Here is a 21,261-nt window from a genome sequence, read left to right as displayed (position 1 = left end):
TAAGGATCAAAAAATTCGAAAAACAGTATCCTGAAACCTGAAAATGAATCTCGAAACCTCCATAGAATATGTAAAAGGAATAGGTGCGGAAAGAGCTAAACTCATCAAAAGTGTGTTGGGCTTATCTACTGTGGAAGATATGTTGAATTTCTACCCTATCCGTTATCTGGACAAAAGTAAAATCTATACTGTTTCTCAGCTTAGAGAAGAGACCAGTCAGGAAATACAGCTGAAGGGAAGAATTACTCAGGTACAGGAAATTCAGACCGGTAAAACCAAGCGATTATCTGCAAAGTTCAATGATGAAACAGGTAGTATAGATCTGGTTTGGTTTCAATATTCCAAGTGGTTGAAAGAACAGCTTCCCATCAACAGGGAAGTTTATATCTTCGGAAAGATTAATGTTTTCAACCGCCAGTTTTCTATGCCGCATCCGGAAATTGAAGCGGAAGAAAAAAAAGAGGGTGACACCCGCCTTAAACCTATTTATCCAAGTTCTGAAAAACTAACCAAAAGAGGATTAAATCAACGATTTTTCCAGAATGCTTTAAGAAATATCTGCAGAGAGATTCCCAGTCTTATTGAAGAAAATTTTCCGGAATATCTGATGAAAACCTTTAAATTCATGTCCAGGCAGCATGCTTTTCTGAATGTACATTTTCCAAAAGATCAGGAGCATTTTGATAAAGCAGATTACAGACTGAAATTTGAAGAATCGTTTTTCTTTCAGTTAGGATATGGCTTAAAGAAACTTCATCATAAAACACAATCCCAGGGTAATCCTTTCCCGGTTATTGGAGATCACTTCAATGATTTTTATGAAAACCATCTTCCTTTTGAGCTTACCAATGCACAGAAAAGGGTTTTAAAGGAAATAAGAATGGACATGAAAAGGCCGATTCAGATGAACAGGCTTTTACAGGGAGATGTAGGATCAGGAAAAACAATGGTTGCCCTTCTTACCATGCTTATCGCAATGGACAATGGGTTTCAAAGCTGCCTGATGGCTCCTACTGAAATTCTGGCCCAACAGCATTACAATGGTATTAAAGAACTGTTGGAAAAAACAGGAATCAATATCCGCCTTCTCACAGGCTCTACCAAAGCAGCAGAAAGAAGAATTATCCATGAAGAACTGGAAAGTGGTACACTTTCTATTTTGGTAGGAACTCATGCCGTTTTAGAAGATAAGGTTAAATTTAAAAATCTGGGATTAGCCATTATTGATGAGCAGCATAGATTCGGGGTTGCTCAAAGGGCTAAACTGTGGGCTAAAAACAAGATTCCGCCACACATTCTGGTGATGACCGCCACACCAATTCCAAGAACTCTGGCCATGAGTTTTTATTCTGATTTGGATGTTTCCGTGATTGACGAGATGCCAGTGGGGAGAAAACCTATTATCACAGCGCACCGCCGGGAAAAAGACAGATTGTATGTCTATAACTTTTGTAAAGATGAAATAAAAAAAGGAAGACAGGTTTATTTCGTATATCCTCTCATCGAAGAATCAGAAACACTGGATTATAAAAACCTTATGGAAGGTTTGGAGCATGTGATGGATTTTTTCTCCGAATACAATGTGACAATGCTTCATGGGAAAATGAAACCGGATGAAAAAGATGCTGCCATGGCTTATTTTGCTTCAGGAAAAGCTGAAATAATGGTTGCAACCACAGTAATTGAAGTTGGGGTAAACGTTCCGAATGCTTCGGTAATGGTGATTGAAAGTTCTGAAAGGTTCGGACTATCACAGCTTCACCAGCTCAGAGGACGTGTAGGAAGAGGTGCTGAACAAAGTTACTGTATCCTGATGACTTCCGATAAATTATCAAAAGAAAGCCGAACACGTATTAAAACAATGACTGAAACCAATGATGGTTTTAAAATTTCTGAGGTAGATATGCAGCTTCGCGGTCCCGGAGATATACTGGGAACCCAGCAAAGTGGTGTGGTAGATTTTAAGAGACTGGATCTCATTAATGATTCTGCGATCATCAAAACAACAAAAAATACGGTAGAAAGAATACTGGAAGCTGATCCAATGCTATTAAGATCCGACAATCTGATCATCAAAAATTATTATATCAGATACTACAAAGGAAAAAATAAGTGGAGCAAAATATCATAAAAAAACCGCAGAAAAAAACTTCCTGCGGCCCCCTTATAAAACTGTTATTTAGAAGAAATTACTTTTGGTATGTCCAAAAAAAATTTATTTTAATAGTTCAGGCTTAATATTTTGTGATGTGGTGTGAAAATATTTATATAACAATATAATAATGAGCTAAAACCATAACTATTAAAATAAATTATAAAAAACAAAATGAATTATTTTTTCCAACTTGCTTATTATAAAAACTAACTGTGTTTCGGTGGAGATGAGGGAATGAAACGAATAAAAATATCTCCAACTACTTATTGAGTTTTCATGATTGTACCGTTTTGTTTAAAGATCTTCTGTGCTTTATAATTGGAAAATTAGTATAATCCATTTTGTTTAACTAACATCGTGATTTATATAATTTTTTTATTTTTAGAAACAATTACTTCTCATTCATCTGCATCTTGTACTATATAATAAATTTGTGTCTGAGTTTACTTTTACAAATGTCCGTATATTAATTCAGATGCCTTTTATATTATTTTAATGATTAGTTATAAAATTTTCACCTATTTGTGAATAGTATGCAATAAATACGATTTTTAAATTATTAATATTAAATTAATAAATCCTTTATTCATCATACTTTCAGAATTAAATTATCTTTATTCAAACCCGAAGTGTGATACTGCCAGTTGATGGTAATAACTTCCGTAAGTACCTTTCTGAGCTTCTCAAAACAGTCAGGTTTTTTCATAAAAATATGCGCACCTTTCACAAAAATATCTTCTACTTCATTTTCCGGAATAGGGTCAGAAAAAATGGCCGTCACCATATTGTTGAATTTTGAATTCGAACCAATATCTTCCAGGCATTCCATACTCTCTTTTCCGGGAATCATATAATTTATAAAAACAAGTTCCGGAACTACAGCATCATCATTATTCAGGTATTCCATCAGGCTGTTCCCATTACTGAAACATTGAACTTTTATAGAGATCTTCAACTCCTTCAGAATATTTTTAAAAAAAATCAAAGTGTTTTCATCGTTATCTGCTACTATTACGTTCAGAAATTCTTTATTCATACTGCATTTTATGGGTTATTACAGTGCTTTGTACTCTTCTTCGTTTGCCAATAATTTTTTGAAACTGGGATGGAGTGATTCCTGTTGTATTTTTGAACTGGGTGCTTAAATGCGCCACACTGGAATAGTTCAGCTTATGGGCAATTTCTGTAAGGCTTTGTTTGTTTCTTATGATCAGGGCTTTTGCATGCTCAATCTTTTGCAGAATAATAAAATTCTCAATAGAGGTAAAAGCAACTTCTGAAAAAAGATTGGAAAGATAACCATAGCTGTGATTCAGCTTCTCAGAAATATAGATGGAGGCTTTTACCGGTATAATTTCATCCGAAAACACGAGTTCTACAATAGCATCTTTTATTTTCTGTACCAGTGCACTTTTTTGGCTTTCTATGATCTCGATACCATAATCTTCAAGATTTTTCTTAAAAAGATTGTGCTGTTCTTGTGTAAGGGGCTCATAGAATTCCACTTCACCGAAGTTCAGTAATCTGTACTTCAGCCCGTGTTCTTTAAGTTTCTCGTCCAATACCTTTTTACAAAGAGCATTGAAATCAAATTTAACATACATTTTCATCCTAGTATATATAAGCCAATATTATTTAGTAAATATAATAATTTATTTCAAGTAAATGTGAAATAGGTGTATATTTTTAATATTTTACCATATATACGAAAAAACTCCTGTATTTTAGAATACAGGAATTTAAACACTAAGGATGAAAAAAATATACTGATAAAAAGCTTTTCAGCTCAAAACCAAGCATATGAATGTATTGTATAAGTGATTTGGTTCTGAAGCAAAGATGAATCAAAAAAAGAAATCACTTGTTATAGAATTACAGGATAAAGTTACAAAATTTTAAGTCATTTATTTGTGAATTAGATATTCCATAAGAAAATCATCCATCACAAAACCGTTACCAATATCAAAAACACCTTCGTCATACACTTTATATCCCTGAGATTCGTAGAAGTTTCTGGCTGAATTGTATTTATTGACATTCAGGATAATTCTGTTGTTTCCGTTTTCAGAAACTTTCTCATTCAGAAACTGAAGTGCTCCTTTCCCAAATCCTTTTCCTTTACTCTCAGGAACCAGATAAATTCTGTGCAGTTTGGTGGTTTTCTCTGCATAGTTGTGCTCATATCCGATAAAGCCTTCAAAAGTATTATTATTTTCATCCTGAATAAGATAATAATGATAATACGGATTTTGAAAATGGTGTAAAATTTCATTTTCAGAATACATTTCTGCGAGCATAAACTCCATTTGTTCTTTAGAAAGAATGTCTGCATAGGCATTTTCCCATGATCGTCTTGCAAGATCCTGAATCAACGGGATGTCTGCAGCTGTTGCCTGTTGTAATTTCATGATTGGTTGTATTATGATGATTAAAAAAAGTGAAAAGCCTAAGCTTTTCACCCTTTATATTGTTCAATGATGACTCATGAGTTTTAACATAATTAAAATTCATTTTGCCGGTTCATTATTAAATTGTAGCCATTTCAGCTTTAATTTTTGCATGAAGACCTTCTGAAGCCTTTACCAAAGGAAGTCTCAGATAATTTTTGATGATTCCTTTTTCGGTCAGGATTACTTTAATACCACAAGGATTACCTTCAGCAAAAATCAAACGGGTAATATCTACCAGTTTGTTATGAATTTCATAAGCTTCTTTTACTTTACCCTCAAAAGCCAGCTGTACCATTGTTGAAAACTCTTTAGGATACGCCTGTCCGATTACGGAAATTACACCATCTCCACCAGCTAATGTTACAGGTAATGTATATTCATCATCTCCAGAAACTAAAGAAAATCCTTCAGGTTTCTTTCTCAGAATATCAAAATACTGAAGAATGTTAGGAGAAGCCTCCTTAATCAGGAATAAGTTAGGAAATTCCTTTGCAAGACGAAGCGTAGTCTCTGCTTCTACATTTTGCCCTGTTCTTGACGGAACGTTATAAATAATAATATTTTTTCCTGTGGAAGCTAAAGCTTTATAATGTTGATAAAGACCTTCCTGGTTCGGTTTATTATAATATGGAGATACTGAAAGTACGGCTTCAAACGCAGAAAGATCTGCTTCTTCAATCTGTTTCTTGACCTCAAGAGTATCGTTGCCGCCAATTCCCAAAACTAAAGGAAGACGTTTATTATTCACCTTAATGATGTGCTCAATTACCTGTTTCTTTTCCTCTGCAGAAAGCGTTGCGGCTTCTGCCGTTGTTCCCAATACAACTAAATAATTGGTTCCGTTTTCGATATTGTACTCCACCAGTTTTGTTAAACTGTCGAAGTCAACGGATAAATCTTCATTAAAGGGCGTTACCAATGCAACACCTACTCCTTTTAAAATGCTCATCTGTTAGAATTATTTTTGCCAAATTTAATAATTTACAGTAAGAATTTGTAATAAATAATAATGTTTTATTATACATATAGTTATATTTGCATATACTAAAAGAGATTATGAAAAATAAATTCTTGTTATTAGGAATTGCTCTGGTGTCGCTTACTGCATGCAAAACGGCTTCTGTGCCGCAGCTTGTGAATGTAAAGACCCAGAAAAATATTTCTATTAATAATGAGCTAAAGAATGATGAGGAGTTTGTAAAATTTATCGAACCGTATAAGCAGAAACTGGATAAAGAAATGAACCAGAAGATCTCACACACCAATGTGGATCTTACCAAACAGGGCGATAACAGCAATCTGGGTAATCTTTTAGCTGACTATACGTTTGAAGGAGGTAATGAGTGGATCAAAACTCATCTTAAGCAAAATGTAGATGCTGCACTGATCAATATCGGAGGAATCCGAACCACTATCGGAAAAGGAGATATTTTACTTAAAAATGTATTTGAAGTAATGCCTTTCGAAAATGAAGTAGTGATTGTGAAAATGAAGGGAGCAGATTTACAGGGGCTTTTTGAGTATTATGCAAAAACGCAGGTCAACAATCCTGTTTCTCATTTATACATTGAAACAAAAAACGGACAGGTAACCAAAGCCTTAATCAATGGTAATACAGTAGATCCTGCTAAAGATTATTATATTGCGACTTCAGACTATCTTGCATTGGGAGGAGACAATATGAAATTCTTTGCTAAAGGAGAATCCATTGCAACAGGAATTAAAATGAGAGATTTATTTATCGATTATTTTAAAAAATCACCTGAAGTGGTGGTCAATTCGGATGTTCGTTTAAATTTTATCGGGAAGTAATAATGGATAGAAAAAGTTTTTTAAAAGCAATAGGAGGCGGATCTTTAGCAATGGCTTTGGCTCCCAATATGATGATGGCGGAGGAATTAAAAATTCTTAATTTAAAATCTGCAAATAAACTGACTATTCTACATACCAATGACCAACATAGCAGAATAGAGCCTTTTGATGCAAGCTATACAAAAAATCCCAATCAGGGAGGTTTTGCAAGGAGGGCAAGCTTAATCCAACAGATCAGAAGTCAGGAAAGTAATGTTCTTCTTCTTGATTCCGGAGATATTTTCCAGGGAACTCCTTATTTTAATTTCTTCGGAGGAGAACTGGAGTTCAAATTAATGTCTATGATGAAATATGACGCCTCTACCATGGGAAATCATGATTTCGATAATGGACTTGATGGATTTTTAAAAGTACTTCCTAATGCGAAGTTTCCTTTTATTTGTTCCAATTATGATTTTACAAACACTGTTCTTGACGGGAAAACTTCTCCCTACCAGATATTCAATAAGAATGGCATCAAAGTAGGAATTTTCGGAGTGGGAATCCAGCTGGATGGCCTTGTAGGCAAAAAACAGTACGGAGAAACCGTTTACTCCAACCCCATTGATGTAGCACAGCATTATTCAAATTTCCTGAAGAAAGAGAAGAAATGTGATCTTGTGATTTGTCTTTCGCACATCGGCTATGATTACAAAGATGAACCTGATAAAATAAGTGATAAAATTTTAGCGGCTAATACAGAAAATATTGATATTATTTTAGGAGGCCATACTCATACATTCTTACCGGAACCTCAGACCTTTACCAACAGACAGGGCAAAAATGTCCTTGTTAATCAGGTGGGATGGGCAGGTCTTCTTTTAGGTAGAATAGATTTTTATTTTGATACAAACAAAAACGTACAGCATATTTCCTGGAACAATCAGGTGATAGATAGCAGCATAACCGCATAATATGAAAAAACTCTCTATAATTTCTCTTGGTATTTTAGCATCCCTGCAGCTGACAAAAGCTCAGGTTATTTCATCCAAAAAGTGGGCAGATCTGTTTTCCTACAATAATGTCTTAGCCATGAAAGAAGACAATGGAAAAATCATTGCAGCCACTCAAAACGGAATATTCTATTATACAATATCAACAGGAGAAATTACGAAGTTATCCAAAGCCAATGGCCTGCACAACATCGGAATTACTGCTTTCGATTACAATCCGCAGACTAAAACAGGGCTTATCGGTTATGAAAACGGATCTATGGATGTTATCACACCACAGGAGATCAAATATATTGTTGATATTCCTATTGCTACAGGATATAATGGAGATAAAAAGATTAACCACATTTCGATAACCGGAAATCAAGCTGTCATTTCTGTTGGGTATGGAGTTTCCATATTCAACCTTCAGAATAAAGAGTTTGGTGATTCTGCATTTTTCCTTTCAGGTGGCGTTTATCAGGCAAGTAATGAAGCTACTATATTCGGGAATAAAGTATATTCTGTAACGGATACAGGATTGAAAAGCCATCAAATGAATACTACGTTTCCCGTATATTCTACCTGGACAACGGAAGCCCCAGGAGCATTCAAACATATAGATTCAGAATCAGAATTGGTTTACTCAACAGCTACAACAGCTTATATTTATAACAACGGTACCCCGACACAACTTCCTACTACTTTTGAAAAAATCAGGGATCTTGTTATTACCTCCAATAGTATTGTCGTTACAGATAACAGAGTATATACTTACGGAATCAATGGAGTATCGCAAAATGCGGTAAGTCTTGGTGAAGAATGTAATACTGCATTAACAGCTGGCGGAAAGATTTTAGGAGGAACGGTATTATCGGGAATTAAGGATGAAGGTAACAATACTTTTAAACCTTCCGGACCTTACTTCAATTTTGCTTATAACATCAATCTTTTTGATAACAACCAGCTTCTGGTTTCCTCTGGTGCCAGAGCCAATAACTACAACCATCCGTTTATTCAGCCACAAGAACCAGGATTTTATTATTTCAATGGTACAGAGTGGATTTATCCTTCATTTTTCAATAAAAGTAATCCCAATCGCCCCATCTTCATCAACGTATTGGATGCTATTATAAGCCCTTATAACAGTAATGAAGTACTATTCACCAATTATACTATGCTGGATAACGGGGTGTATAAGATGAAATATAATGCGACAAGCAAAGATTTTGAACTGGTAAAATATTATAATCTGGGAGCACAGCCTTACCTCAGACGTCCGGTAGGTTTTGCTGTAGACCCACAAAACAATCTTTTTGTTTCTTTTGGATTCAATGATGGAAACCCTTCTATAGGAATCTATGATAAAGCAGCTGATGATTTTCTTATCAAGAAAATAGTTCTTGCCAGTGATGGAATACAAAAGACTATTTACCATGAAAACATGCTTTGGACTCCGCTGCCAAGATCTAACAATTTCTGGGTATATGACTATAAAAATGCCACTAATCTTTCTGATGACAATGATTATATTCTGGGAACGGCTAATGGATTTAACAGTTCAGGAGGTATTTTATCGGTAGCATTTGATAAGTCTGGAGATGCCTGGATCGGTACAGATGGAGGACTAAGAATTATGTCTAACGCAGCAACAGAAATAAAAAGCGCCCAGCCAAAAGTAGAGCCTATAGTTATAGAGCAGAATGGTTTGGGGGAAGAGCTTTTCAGAGAATCCGCAATTCTTCAGATTGCAGTAGATGCAGGTGACTATAAGTGGGTATCTGTTGATGGTGGTGGTGTTTATTACCTCTCCGCCGACGGTCAGAGAACTATAAAGCATTTTACAAAAGAAAATTCCCCTCTTCCTACGAATAGTGTTACCGATATAAAAGTTGATAAAAAAACAGGTAAGGTATATTTTGTAACATATAATGGTATTGTAACGTATCAGGGAGATGTTGCAGACGTAACTTCCAATTTCGGTGATGTGGTAGTATATCCAAACCCTGTTGTTTATTCTAATTTCAAAGGAAAAGTAACCATTAAAGGTCTTGCAGAAAAAACCAATATAAGAATTGTAGATGCTGCAGGTAATGTAGTTCACTCTGCAGTCGCAAGAGGTGGATATTATGAATGGGATCTCAATAATCAGAAAGGAACAAGAGTAGCTTCAGGGATTTATTTTGTCCTGATGACGAATGAAGACGGATCTGATAAAGCTACCGCTAAAATAGGAGTGGTTAATTAATGAATTCACAAAACGGTTTTTTACTTTCATTTATCAAATATGGAGAAAATGATGCTGTATTGCATTGTTTTACAGAAGAAGAAGGTTTTCAGAGCTATTTTATAAAGGGAATTTATTCCAAAAAGAATAAAAAGAAAGCCTTGCTTCAACCGTTGAGCCAGCTCAATTTTTCTGTAAATCCATCACGTGGCAACGGAATCCCGTCTGTTTCAAAGTTTGAACTGGTAAAAAACAATGACATTTATACAGACATAAAAGTCAATACCGTTATTTTCTTTATCTCAGATTTTCTGAGTCATATTCTTAAACATGAGAATAAAAATATTCCTATCTATTCCTGTATTGATCATTTAATCCGCGAGCTGACTAATAAAAATTATCAGGCGCATCTTCTGTTTTTGCTGGCTTTTTTAAAAATTCAAGGTGTTGCACCCTTATTGAGCGAAGGCAGGTTTTTAGATCCGGAAACCGGAACTTTTTCACTGGGAATAAGTCACCAGCTCTTCAATGAAGAAATTTCAATGCTATGGAAAGAAGCTCTTTGTGCAGAAGATTTTTATGCCACAAAAATCCATTCCTCCTTGAGAAAAGATTTCCTTGACAGTCTTTTAGTATACTATCATTACCACATCACGGATTTCAAAACTCCAGCCTCTTTGGAAATCATACAGCAGATATTTGAATAAATAATATTATTCCTTCCCTGTTGTTTTTCCAATATCTTCCGGCATTTCTGTTTCGGATTCTGCCATTTCTTTTTTGGAAAATCTAGGTTGAAGGATCTTAGCAATAAGTCCTGTCCAGCCAGTCTGATGGGAAGCTCCTACTCCACGGCCGTTGTCTCCGTGAAAATATTCATAGAACAAAATATAATCTTTAAAATCAGGATCGGTTTGAAACCTTTCATACTGTCCATGAACCGGGCGTTTCCCATTTTCATCCATTAAAAATATCTTGGCAAGTCTCTTGTTTAAGGCATCTGCAATCTGATCCAGGCTAGAATAATTACCGCTTCCTGTAGGATATTCTACTAAAAAATCCGGGCTGTAATAGAAGAAAAAACGCTGAAGACTGTCAATAATAAGGAAATTGATAGGAAACCATACGGGACCGCGCCAGTTGCTGTTTCCTCCAAAAAGGCCGCTATCACTTTCAGCAGGGGTATACTTTACGCTGTAATTCGTATCATTCAATGTTAATGTGTAAGGATTGCTTTCATATTCTTTGGATAAAGCTCTTACTCCGTAATCACTGAGAAATTCCTCAGGATTCAACATTCGGTTTAACAGTCTTTTCAAACGATGTCCCCGAAGCAGAGATAAAAGGTGTTTGGAATCCTGTCCTTTCACTTCCCATCTTGAAACCAGAGAAGCCAGTTCAGGTTTATTATCCAGTACCCATTTCATTCTTTTCTTGAAATTGGGAAGGTTTTCAATCATTTCATCATCGATAACCTCAACGGCAAACATTGGAATTAATCCAACAATAGTCCTTAGCTTCAGATACATCTGAGTTCCGTCGCTGGAAGTAATTGCATCATAGAAAAATTCATCCTGTTCATCCCAAAGACTGAATTTCTCATCACCCATATTATCCAGTGAATGGGCAATCGACAGGAAATGTTCAAAGAATTTCATAGCCATCTCTTCATACACCTTATTGTAAAGAGCCAGTTCCAGCGCAATTCTCATCATATTGAGGGCAAACATAGCCATCCAGCTCGTTCCATCGGACTGCTCCAGCTGTTCTCCGTTGGGCAAAACAGAATTCCGGTCAAAAACCCCAATATTATCAAGTCCCAGAAATCCTCCTTCAAAGATATTATTGCCATTAAGGTCTTTTTTATTAACCCACCAGGTAAAATTCATCAATAACTTCTGGAAAGCGCTTTCCAGAAATTCCAGATCGGGTTTATCTTTTAAATATTCATCAATTTTAAATACTCTGAAAACCGCCCAGGCATGTACAGGTGGATTCACATCACTTAAGTTCCATTCGTATGCAGGCAGCTGTCCGTTGGGATGCATATACCATTCAAACAGGAAAAGTTTCAGCTGATGTTTTGCAAAATCCGGATCTATCAGGGAGAAGCTGATAGTATGAAATGCCAGATCCCATGTTGCATACCATGGATATTCCCATTTATCAGGCATTGAAATGATATGCTCATTGTTCAGATGCTTCCAGTCGTAGTTTCTTATCGTTTCGCGGGACTTTGGTGGAGGCATTTCGGAAGGATCACCTTTCAGCCATTTTTCTACATTGTAATGGTAAAACATTTTATTCCAAAGCATTCCTGCAAAAGCCTGTCTCTGAACCAGTTTTTCATCTTCCGAAGCAATTCCTTTCTGAATTTCTGCATAAAACTCGTCGGCTTCTTTTTCTCTTTGTTTAAAAAGAATATCGAAATCTTTAAAAGGTTCTCTTATATCTTTATCTGAAAGCCTGAATTCAAATATTTTTGATTCTCCCGCTTTAAAATCTTCATCAATAAAGAAAGAAGCTTTGGTTCCTGCATTTTTGGGATTCACAGACTGGGAATTTCCCGTCATCACAAAATTATTGATCCCGTCTTTACAGTATTTTGACTCATTAGAAGACTGGTAAAGCCTTTCATTATTGGTTTCGTTATTACAAAATAATGTTTTTAAAGATTGTTTTGCATATACATTTTTAACCTCGATATCCTGATGATTGACTTTAATATGGTCTGCATCTTCAGCAGACAATTGTGGTTTATAATCATCATATCCCCAGTTCCAGGTATTTCTGAACCAAATAGTCGGAAGAATTACGAGAGACGCTTCTTTTTCAGATTTATTGAATATTGTTAGTTTTACAAGAATATCATTCTGACTTTCTTTTGCATATTCAATAAAAATGTCAAAGTATTCATTGTGATCAAAAATCCCTGTATCAATCAACTCATATTCAGCTTCCTCCTTTCCCCTTTCCGCATTTATTTTTACAAGCTGTTCATAAGGAAAAGCATTTTGAGGATATTTATACAGCATTTTCATGTAAGAATGGGTAGGTGTGGAATCCAGATAGTAAAAATATTCTTTCACATCTTCACCGTGATTTCCCTGACCATTGGTGAGACCAAAGAATCGTTCTTTGACCATTTTATCTTTCTTATTCCAGAATCCTAAAGAAAATACAAGCTTCTGGAGATCATCACAGATGCCACATATTCCTTCCTCACCCCAACGGTAAGTTTTGGCTTCTGCAGTTTCATGATTGGTATAATTCCATGCATCTCCGTTTTCACTGTAGTCCTCACGAACAAGTCCCCATTCACGGTTACTGACATAAGGCCCCCATTTTTTCCATGAAATATCTGAAATTCTCTGTTTTTCCGACATAAACGATAATTATGAGTAGTGAGTAATATTTAATTCCGTTTCAAGTTCTAAAAACAACCTCAAAAACTTTAAACCTTGAACATTAAACTTTGAACTTCGAATTCCTTTATCCTCCGGTAGAAAAACTCTCAAACGTAGTCATTCCACCATCCACGAAAATGCTTGTTCCTGTGATATAATCTGCAAGGTCACTGACAAGGAACGCAGCTAAGTTTCCGATATCCTGCGGTTGTCCGATTCTGTTATAAGGAATAAGGTTCAGAAGAGAATTAAGGGCTTCCGGAGTATCCCACGCATTCTTATTAATAGGGGTCTGAATAGCCCCGGGACAAATGGAATTGACACGGATCTTGTTGGCACCATATTCTTGAGCAAGGGTTTGCATCAGCATTCTTACAGCCCCTTTACTGGAAGCATAATTAGCATGACCAGCCCACGGAATAATCTCATGGACTGAACTGATATGAATAATTTTCCCACAGGCAACAGAGCGGGAAGTATCGATTCCTCTTCTTAGAAATTCTTTAATAGCTTCTCTGGCACAAAGAAATTGTCCGGTCAGGTTGACTCCTATGACCGCATTCCATTGATCCAAAGTCATTTCAGTGAATTTTGAATCCTTTTGAATGCCTGCATTATTGACCAGAATATCTACCGTTTGGAATTCAGAAACAACATCCTGAAACATCCTGATAACCTGATCCTCTTTGGAAACATCACACTGGTAGGTTATTCCTTTACCGCCGGCATCCGTTATTTCTTTTAAAACAGCTTTAGCTTCTTCTGTAGATCTTTCCGAAGAATGATTAACAATGACTGTTGCTCCTGCTGCCGCCAATGATTTTGCAATTCCTGAACCGATTCCACTGGAAGCTCCTGTGACTACAGCCACCTGATTTTGAAGTGATATTTCCATGTTTTGTAATTTGATGTTACTCAAAGTTATGGAAAGATATCAGCAGATAAAAAATTATGATTTTAAAATTTTATTAAAGTTTTTTGTACATCAGGTATTGAGGTCCGCTTCTTCCAATTCTGGTCTTACCGTCGTAAATATATCCTGCCTGAAGATAAATATGGTAAGCAGATTCATTTTTCTGGTTGACAGCCAGTACAATCTCATCGCAGGTCTTGAAATGATTTTGGACAAAAGTACCTACTTCCTGCATAGCAACTTTTCCAATTCCCTTTCCCTGCAGTTGAGGATTCACAGATAGTGAACGCAGTAAAACTGAATTCTCATTATCCGTAAGATCTAATTTATCTTTTCCAAAATCAAGGACAAAAAAACCTACAGGCAGATCATTTTGAAATATCGTCACTGGAAATGCGTTATCATCATTCCGTTCGCTGATGCTTTGTAAGGCCTGCTGAGCAGTCGCTGTAAACCTCATCTGATTTTCATCCAAAGTATAACTGACTCCGGAAAGGTCTTCCGGTTTAAAGAAATCTAAATGTATCATAGTATTAGTGATGGTAAATATCTTCATACATTACCCCTGCACGGATTTCTATTGGAAGTTTATTTTCCTCCGGAACAATAGGACAATTGTAATCATAAGCGTTGTAAGCACAGAAAGGATGATAGGATTGATTAAAATCAAGTACAATGGTATTTCCTTTCGGGATTTTAAGATCCATATATTTCCCTCCTCCGTAGGTTTCCTTTTCATTGGTAGCATCACGGAACGGAAGGAAAAGATAGTCTTTATATTTTTCCTGTTTGATCAAGTCCAGACTTTGGTATAAAGTAACGGTATAAGGTTTCCCATCCAGCGTAAATGTTGCTTTTCCATATTCCTGATAAGACTTGGTTTTTCCTGAAGATGTAGGAAGATCAAAGGGTTTTGTATCTTCTGATTTTACAAATTGTGCAGTAACTCTGTATTTAGCATCAAAAGGAAAGAAAGGATGTTTTTTAAAATTTTTAAAATTATCACCTCTTAACGGAGTCTCTTTTGGGTTAAGGTATTCCGCATTCAGTTCTTTCTGAAATTTCTGGACCTCTTTCTCTTCCTTTGACATCTTTTTTTGAGAAAAGCCCCATAGTGGAAGCAGTAGAAAGAGTATGATATATTTTTTCATGAATTTAAAAATTATAAGTAAAGCTATGAATTTTCATTCCAACAAAAGTTAAAATTGTAATAAAAAATATAATCTGTGATAAATAAAATAAGCACCTTCACCTCTAGCATACTTTTTGAAAAAGAATGCTCATGGACAGAAAAAGCTTCATTAAGACCAGTGCTCTGGCAATATCGGGATTTTATTTTCTTCAATCTGAATTATTTCATGCTTCGGAAAGAAGAAACAATCAGATACAGGAATACCATGATGTTCCGATTGTTATTATTGGCAGTGGATATGGAGGTGCTGTATCTGCCCTTCGCCTGTGTGAAGCCGGAAAAAAAGTAGTACTGCTGGAGATGGGTCTTAACTGGGAAAAAGCAGGAATTCCATTTTCTAATCTTTTGAAACCCGGAAAAAGTTCTGCATGGCTGAAAAACAAAAGCATTGCTCCTTTTATGAATATCTTTTCGCTAACTCCTTTTACCGGAACATTGGACCGTCTGGATTTTGATCATATTAAAATCTGGGCAGGAAGAGGGGTTGGCGGAGGTTCTCTGGTGAACGGCGGAATGGCTGTTACTCCCAAAGAAAGCTATTTCAAAGAGGTTTTTCCTGATCTTGATGCTGAAAAATTTTATAATCATTATTTTCCTCTGGTACAGGAAGAACTAAAAGTAAATGTTATTGACGAACAGTTTCTGAAAGACTGTCCTTATTATAAATTCACCCGGGTAGGTGAAGAAGAAGCCCATAAAGCTGGTTTTAAAACAATAAGGGTTCCCAATGTGTATGACTTTAAATACATGGAAAAAGAATTCCGGAATGAAGTTCCCCGTTCAGCTCTTAATACTGAAGTGATTTATGGAAACAATCACGGGAAAAACAGTTTAGATAAAACCTATCTCAGAAAAGCCCTTGAAACCGGAAATCTGGAAATCCTTGATCTTCATCGTGTCCAGACCATTCACTTGAATGATGACAAAAGCTATACATTGAATGTCCAGCAGATTGATACTTCAGGTGCTTTGCTTACTAACAAAGTCTTTACCTGTAAAAAACTGATTCTTTCTGCAGGAACAATGGGCACTTTACAACTTCTGTTACAATCTCATGCAGAGAACGGATTTCCCATCCATGAAAAGATTGGTAAAAACTGGGGAAATAACGGAAATTTTATGACGGGGCGAAACTGGGTGAAGCCTTTGTCTGGTGGCACCGGAGCTAAGCAATCTACTATCCCTGTGGGAGGAATTGATAACTGGGATGATCCTGAACATCCGTTTTTCACAGAAATTGCTCCTTTGCCTATGGGAATGGATGTCGCTACCGCTTTGTATCTGCTTATCAACAGAGTTGAGAAAAAAGGTGAGGTCACATACAATAAAGCCAGCCAGTCTCTTAGATTGAATTGGAACGAAAGCAATACTGTTAAAATGAAAGAAAATGCCCAATATTTTATCCGGAAAATGAATAAAGCCAATGGCGGTACCAGAAGTCATCTTCTTTTCGATAATGGTTTTGGAGCAGATATTTGCTATCATCCGCTTGGCGGGTGTGTTTTAGGGGAAGCAACCAACGAATATGGAAAACTCAAAGATCATGAAAATCTCTATGTCCTGGACGGATCTTTAATTCCGGGAACCATTGGTGTGAATCCGTTTGTAACTATTACGGCTATTGCAGAATATTGTATTGAAAACCTTATTAAACAGAATGAATTTGCCTGAAATTAAGACATTGTCTTCACATTCTTAAGATAGTTCCGAATATCATCTTCCAGCTTTGACGGATAGATAAAATGAAGCTTTTCAGCCAGTGAAGTTCCCAACTCATGAACCAGATCTGCATAGGCAAACAATGCATTCCAGTTTTCTTCAATATTACTTCCTGAGAAAGTTTTTTCCACTTTATTCCATAGATCAGCGGACAGGTATTTTTTGAAAAGCCTTCCGTGTTTATTGGTTGTGATATTATTCCACTCATGATTTCCGGCAATATGCCACTCAATCAAAGGGACGAGATAATCTGTGCGGAGAATGTTTTCAGACATAAATTTGGCATAAAATATATCTCCACGCTTCAGGCACTTTGCAACATAGGTTGTATCCCACCAAAAATCATTCATCAGCTGCTGAAATTCTTTTTCCTTTGGCTTCTGAATCATGATTGACTGATACGTTGGTGGTTTCAGATTCTTAGTCAGGTCATCTTTATCTATTAAAACTTTATACCCTACATCCCAGTCTTCAGGAAGATTTTCTTCTTTAATTTCTTCAATAAACTCTCCTACCTGATACAGCTTAAAATCAGCTTTCACATGGTCTTTGTACAACACCATTTTCATAGCATGCCTTCCGTCAAAAACACGATCGTCTTCTTCAATCATGGAAATAGGTTCACCAAAGAGTCTGATCCACTCATTTCCGGATTCATAAGATGCTCTGTTACCAAAAACAAGTTCTACATCTAGATCACTGAAATCATCTACCGGAGCATAAGGATTTACCAATGAACTGGTCAGGAGAACAGCACGGATATCAGGATTGTTTTCAGCCCAGTGAATAATCTGTTCCAGCTTTTCTTCCCTTACTTTCATATTAATAAGATTCTGATATTTTTACACGATATACGTCAGAAGAATTTCTCTTGATTGATTCTACAAAGAATCCTCCTTCCTCAGGAATAACTTCTTTCAGATCAAAACTTTTGCAGTCTTTCGGGAGACCTGAAAATATAAGGGTAAACCAAAAGTCTTTCATAAAGGGAACTGGTGTCCAATAGGGCGAAATTGAAATATTTTCCGCATGAATCATTTTGCTTCTATGCTCAGACTGGTTGTCAAAAAGATAGGTCGAATGCCAGATCCTGATCAGGTTTCCCAGAAACGGTGACGCCGGAAAACAACAGTGTACAATAACCTGCCTCTCCTCTTCTGTTTTTGCCTGAAGAGATTCCAGGATTTCCTTTGCAATGACTGGTTTTACAATTACTTCTTCCACCTTTTTATGAGTAATAAGTAATGAGCAATGAGTAATAGCGATTATTACTTATTGCTCATTATTGATGTTAATATTCTAATTCTAATTTTTCTTTGGTGTAATTTCGTACTTCATGGGTCAGCTCAGGGTTTTCAGCTAGTTTTTGTCCGTAAGAAGGAACCATTTCAAGCAGCTTTCCTTTCCATTCTCCATGCAGTTTTTCAGGGAAGCATTTTTCCAGCACGTTCAGCATGGCATATACTGCTGTGGATGCACCTGGTGAAGCTCCCAATAAAGAAGCAATGGTTCCAGACTTGTTCACCACAACTTCGGTTCCGAACTCCAGCTTACCTCCTTCTTTTTCATCTTTTTTGATGATCTGAACTCTCTGTCCTGCTACTTTCAGTTCCCAGTCTTCTTCTTTGGCATCTTTTATAAATTCTCTCAAATGCTGCATTCTCTGAGACTTCGTCATGGCAACCTGCTGGATCAGATATTTCGTTAATGGAATGTTGTGCCACCATGCTCCGAAAAGTGATTTTAAGTTTTTGGTATTAACACTTTCAGGAAGGTCCAGATAGCTTCCTTCTCTTAAGAATTTAGTTGAAAATCCTGCAAAGGGTCCAAAAAGAAGGGCTTTTTTCCCATCGATGATTCTAAGATCAAGGTGTGGAACAGACATTGGCGGAGCATCTACCGTAGCCTGAGTATATACTTTAGCATGGTGTTTTTCTACCAGCTCCTGATTATGACTGACCAGCCATTGGCCGGAAACCGGGAAACCTCCGTATCCTTCACTTTCTTTAATATCTGAGCTGTCCAGTAACGGAAGCGCGTATCCTCCCGCACCGATAAATACAAAATCTGCTACCACTTCCTGTTTATGGCTATGGATTCTGTCTTTCACTTTCATTTCCCATGTCCCGTTTTCTCTAGGGCTGATATCTTTTACTTCGTGGTATAAGAAAACCTCAACATTGGAATCTTCCAGAAGATGTCTTCCCATTTTTCTCGTCAATGTTCCGAAGTTCACATCTGTTCCCATATCCATCTTCGTTGCAGCCATTACTTCAGACTGATTTCTTTTGCTCATCACCAAAGGAATCCATTCTTTAAGCTTTTCATGATCTGTAGAAAATTCCATTCCTGAAAAAAGGACAGATTCTGCCATTTTATCGTGGCGTTTTTTAAGGTATTCAGCATCTTTTTCTCCGAATACCAGACTCATGTGTGCACAGGAATTGATAAATTCTTTAGGCTCACGGATATATCCTTTGGTAATCAGATAAGACCAGAATTGTTTTGAAATTTCAAACTGCTCTGCAATGCTTTCTGCCTTGGAAATATCAATAGATCCGTCTGGTTTTTCAGGAGTATAATTTAGCTCACAAAAAGCGGAATGTCCTGTTCCGGCGTTGTTCCATGCAGCTGTACTTTCTTTGGCAAACCTTCCGAGTCTTTCGAAGATAGCGATTTCAAGATTTGGATCAAATTCATGAAGCAGCGTTGCTAAAGTGGCGCTCATGATTCCGCCGCCTATCAGTACAACGTCGTATTTAGGTTTCGGTGTTCTGCTTGTAAGCGATTGTGACATAATTTTAAAATTTTACTTCAAATTTCGGGAAAAGTTTTAAAAACCGGAACGATTTTAACACGTTATTTTTTTGTTCAAAACACTTATTGAGTACACAACAAAAAACCATGGAAAATTTCAATAAAGTACCATTGAAATGATTGATAATGTAAAATATTTCTTTATAAAAATATTAATTTTTTATTTTTTTATTTCACTGAATGGTAACTAATTAATGAATAATTCAAGAGTAAAAATTTTAAAAAATTTAAGTTTATTTAAGTTCATCATATTAAATACCGCAATCATAACTATTTACACTATTTTATTTTATCAACAACAAGTGATAAATAATTATACTAAAATTATAAAATATCACTTTTTATTGATAAATATATAATTTTATAGATACAATTATATACATACCACATCGAATAACTGTTTTTTTTACGTACCTTTCAATTGATTTAATACCTATTCCAACAAGTATTTAATTAAAATTATTTCATAAACATACTAAAGATGAGAATTATTAACTTCGCGAGTACATTGTTCGCTACAATGGGATTTGCCCAGAGCGGAAGTGTAGGAATCAACACGTCCACACCGGACCCCAGTGCTATTCTGCACATTGAGAACTTCAGTGGAACCCCAGCTACAGCTACAGCCACCATTTCGGGAGGTGCTGTTATCGGGATTACCATCAGCAACGGAGGAAGCGGCTATACTTCGGTACCAACAATTAATTTTTATGGAGGAGGATCTGTGGTGAATGGAGGTTCAAAAGCCCGTGCTACAGCAGTCATTTCCAACGGTCAGCTAACAGGTATAACGATTAACAACGGAGGTAGTGGCTATACTACAGCTCCTACAGTAACTGTTTCCGGAGGTAATAAAGGAGTATTATTCCCCAACCTGAATATTGCTAACCTAACCAGTACGACAAGTCCTGTTGTCTCGCCTGCCAATGGACTTATTGGATTCAATGGAGGAACTAATAGTAACAACAAAGCTCTTCATTTTTTTAATAGCACGACCAATTCATGGCAAAGCACAATTGATGCACAAAACACTCCCAAGGTTGCCTATCTTGATTTTACCGGATCACTATCGGCTCTTGACAATGCGATAGCAGGTGCCAGCACTCAGCTTATAGTTAATAATCCTGCCGTTTCAGGGGTATCAAATATCAGTGGATTTAAAGTTCTTCCGAACACTTCCGGAGGATATTCTCTGATTCTTCCACAGGGAAAATATCTGGTAGAGGTTAACCTGAATTTAAATTCACCTCAGGAAAGTCCATCCGGACAGGGAGGAACTGCTCCACTTTCCGGGAGTACTTATTATCTGATGGGATATTTTATAGATTTCATCAACGATACCTATAATAATACAACGAATACCTTTACCGGAGGAGGTGCTACAAGGAAAGAAGTTCCTATTGTTTCTAAAGTCAACACCAATCATCTTGCCACCTGGTCCTATTATTACACTGTTCCGGCTAATGTGAACGCCAATATTATAGGAGGATTAAGACTCAATCTTGGAAGAATGCAGAACAGTACATTCTACGATCTTGTGAATGTAATTCCTACTGGCTCTTATATTAAAATATCTCAGCTATAAAAAAACAATCAAC

18 protein-coding genes are annotated in these 21,261 nt (G+C 36.4%); 7 read left to right on the top strand and 11 right to left on the bottom strand.

Features of this window, described 5'->3' with window-relative positions; all coding sequences use genetic code 11:
* The first annotated feature begins 43 nt into the window (after positions 1-43).
* Positions 44-2,131: an ATP-dependent DNA helicase RecG gene (gene recG, locus PZ898_RS19925; RefSeq protein ID WP_277694039.1), complete on the top strand. Its 2,088-nt coding sequence runs from the start codon at positions 44-46 to the stop codon at positions 2,129-2,131.
* A gap of 613 nt (positions 2,132-2,744) precedes the next feature.
* Here recG and PZ898_RS19920 read toward each other — a convergent pair.
* The 4 genes from PZ898_RS19920 to dapA form a co-directional block, all read right to left on the bottom strand.
* Positions 2,745-3,191, bottom strand: coding sequence for a response regulator (locus PZ898_RS19920; RefSeq protein ID WP_123278907.1), 447 nt, complete (start codon positions 3,189-3,191; stop codon positions 2,745-2,747).
* Positions 3,184-3,765 (bottom strand): helix-turn-helix transcriptional regulator, encoded by a 582-nt coding sequence (locus PZ898_RS19915; protein ID WP_277694038.1) that lies wholly within the window; start codon positions 3,763-3,765, stop codon positions 3,184-3,186. The genes PZ898_RS19920 and PZ898_RS19915 overlap by 8 nt, the downstream gene beginning before the upstream one ends.
* A gap of 294 nt (positions 3,766-4,059) precedes the next feature.
* The gene (locus tag PZ898_RS19910; protein ID WP_216445337.1) at positions 4,060-4,563 is read right to left on the bottom strand and encodes a GNAT family N-acetyltransferase; all 504 of its coding nucleotides are present in this window, start codon (positions 4,561-4,563) and stop codon (positions 4,060-4,062) included.
* Positions 4,564-4,681: 118 nt separating this feature from the next.
* Positions 4,682-5,554, bottom strand: a complete 873-nt coding sequence (gene dapA / locus PZ898_RS19905) for a 4-hydroxy-tetrahydrodipicolinate synthase (protein WP_120233434.1) — start codon at positions 5,552-5,554, stop codon at positions 4,682-4,684.
* Between the two features lie 107 nt (positions 5,555-5,661).
* On the opposite strand from dapA, the gene PZ898_RS19900 reads away from it, so the two are divergent.
* From PZ898_RS19900 to recO, 4 genes are read left to right on the top strand one after another with little or no spacing between them, the layout of a single operon-like run.
* The gene (locus PZ898_RS19900; protein ID WP_062675501.1) at positions 5,662-6,417 is read left to right on the top strand and encodes a 5'-nucleotidase C-terminal domain-containing protein; all 756 of its coding nucleotides are present in this window, start codon (positions 5,662-5,664) and stop codon (positions 6,415-6,417) included.
* 2 nt (positions 6,418-6,419) lie between these two features.
* Positions 6,420-7,370, top strand: coding sequence for a metallophosphatase (locus PZ898_RS19895; protein WP_062675502.1), 951 nt, complete (start codon positions 6,420-6,422; stop codon positions 7,368-7,370).
* Position 7,371: 1 nt separating this feature from the next.
* On the top strand, positions 7,372-9,636 hold the full coding sequence (locus PZ898_RS19890) for a hypothetical protein (RefSeq protein WP_277694037.1): 2,265 nt from the start codon (positions 7,372-7,374) through the stop codon (positions 9,634-9,636).
* Positions 9,636-10,322 carry a DNA repair protein RecO gene (gene recO / locus PZ898_RS19885; protein ID WP_277694036.1) on the top strand — a complete coding sequence of 229 codons (687 nt, stop codon included), beginning with the start codon at positions 9,636-9,638 and terminating at the stop codon, positions 10,320-10,322. The genes PZ898_RS19890 and recO overlap by 1 nt, the downstream gene beginning before the upstream one ends.
* Positions 10,323-10,328: 6 nt before the next feature.
* Here the strand turns inward: recO and PZ898_RS19880 are convergent, their stop codons facing one another.
* From PZ898_RS19880 to PZ898_RS19865, 4 genes are all read right to left on the bottom strand, one after another.
* Positions 10,329-13,001: a glucosidase gene (locus PZ898_RS19880; RefSeq protein WP_277694035.1), complete on the bottom strand. Its 2,673-nt coding sequence runs from the start codon at positions 12,999-13,001 to the stop codon at positions 10,329-10,331.
* 106 nt (positions 13,002-13,107) lie between these two features.
* Positions 13,108-13,917 (bottom strand): glucose 1-dehydrogenase, encoded by an 810-nt coding sequence (locus PZ898_RS19875; protein WP_277694034.1) that lies wholly within the window; start codon positions 13,915-13,917, stop codon positions 13,108-13,110.
* 73 nt (positions 13,918-13,990) lie between these two features.
* Positions 13,991-14,464, bottom strand: coding sequence for a GNAT family N-acetyltransferase (locus tag PZ898_RS19870; RefSeq protein WP_228432395.1), 474 nt, complete (start codon positions 14,462-14,464; stop codon positions 13,991-13,993).
* A gap of 4 nt (positions 14,465-14,468) precedes the next feature.
* The gene (locus PZ898_RS19865) at positions 14,469-15,086 is read right to left on the bottom strand and encodes a DUF1684 domain-containing protein (protein ID WP_120233428.1); all 618 of its coding nucleotides are present in this window, start codon (positions 15,084-15,086) and stop codon (positions 14,469-14,471) included.
* Between the two features lie 131 nt (positions 15,087-15,217).
* Between PZ898_RS19865 and PZ898_RS19860 the strand changes: the two genes are divergently transcribed.
* Positions 15,218-16,798, top strand: a complete 1,581-nt coding sequence (locus PZ898_RS19860; RefSeq protein ID WP_277694033.1) for a GMC family oxidoreductase N-terminal domain-containing protein — start codon at positions 15,218-15,220, stop codon at positions 16,796-16,798.
* A gap of 2 nt (positions 16,799-16,800) precedes the next feature.
* Here PZ898_RS19860 and PZ898_RS19855 read toward each other — a convergent pair whose 3' ends face one another.
* The 3 genes from PZ898_RS19855 to mqo form a co-directional block, all read right to left on the bottom strand.
* On the bottom strand, positions 16,801-17,667 hold the full coding sequence (locus tag PZ898_RS19855; protein ID WP_277694032.1) for an AadS family aminoglycoside 6-adenylyltransferase: 867 nt from the start codon (positions 17,665-17,667) through the stop codon (positions 16,801-16,803).
* Position 17,668: 1 nt separating this feature from the next.
* On the bottom strand, positions 17,669-18,070 hold the full coding sequence (locus tag PZ898_RS19850; protein ID WP_034693615.1) for a hypothetical protein: 402 nt from the start codon (positions 18,068-18,070) through the stop codon (positions 17,669-17,671).
* A 67-nt stretch (positions 18,071-18,137) separates the two neighbouring features.
* A complete protein-coding gene (gene mqo, locus PZ898_RS19845; protein WP_277694031.1) occupies positions 18,138-19,643 on the bottom strand; it encodes a malate dehydrogenase (quinone) in 1,506 nt (501 codons plus the stop codon).
* A 501-nt stretch (positions 19,644-20,144) separates the two neighbouring features.
* Between mqo and PZ898_RS19840 the strand changes: the two genes are divergently transcribed.
* Positions 20,145-21,248, top strand: a complete 1,104-nt coding sequence (locus PZ898_RS19840) for a hypothetical protein (RefSeq protein ID WP_131797539.1) — start codon at positions 20,145-20,147, stop codon at positions 21,246-21,248.
* The last annotated feature ends 13 nt before the right edge of the window (positions 21,249-21,261 follow it).

This window comes from Chryseobacterium sp. WX, from assembly GCF_029542485.1.
Taxonomy (GTDB): Bacteria; Bacteroidota; Bacteroidia; order Flavobacteriales; family Weeksellaceae; genus Chryseobacterium; species Chryseobacterium cucumeris.
This window is presented reverse-complemented; position numbering and strand designations above follow the sequence as displayed.